The organism is Lactobacillus sp. UMNPBX19 (genome assembly GCF_002553805.1).
Lineage (GTDB): Bacteria > Bacillota > Bacilli > Lactobacillales > Lactobacillaceae > Lactobacillus.
In genome coordinates, this window is record NZ_PCYR01000145.1 from 1 (window position 1) to 388 (window position 388).

Annotated in this window: 1 protein-coding gene; it reads left to right on the forward strand. The window is 44.6% G+C overall.

The features are described 5' to 3' along the window. On the forward strand, positions 1–388 hold a 388-nt coding region (locus CP370_RS09500; RefSeq protein ID WP_143467909.1), incomplete at both ends, for a hydroxymethylpyrimidine/phosphomethylpyrimidine kinase.

A 388-nucleotide genomic window follows, 5' to 3' on the forward strand; every position in this document is an offset into this window, starting at 1 on the left:
CCTTCCAACGTCGCGATGTCCACGGAATGTGCGTGATGACCGCTTGCGTTGCCGGGAACTCTTACGGTATTCAAGCTAGTCATCCGCTTCCTACTGATTTCGTTGACCAAGAATTTCAATCCCTAGCCGACGATTTCAAAACCCGGGCTAGCAAAACCGGAATGTTAGCTGATGCACCAATGATTGAAACCGTTGTCAAAAATTATCAAAAATTCGACTTTGGTCCTTTAGTTTTGGATCCGGTCATCATTACCAAACACGGTGCCTTACTATTGGAGGAAGACGCGTTTGAAACTTTGAAGGCGAAGTTGATTCCGTTAGCTACCGTGATTACCCCTAATTTTTATGAGGCAATCAAGTTAACCGGCATTGACATTCAAAATGACGA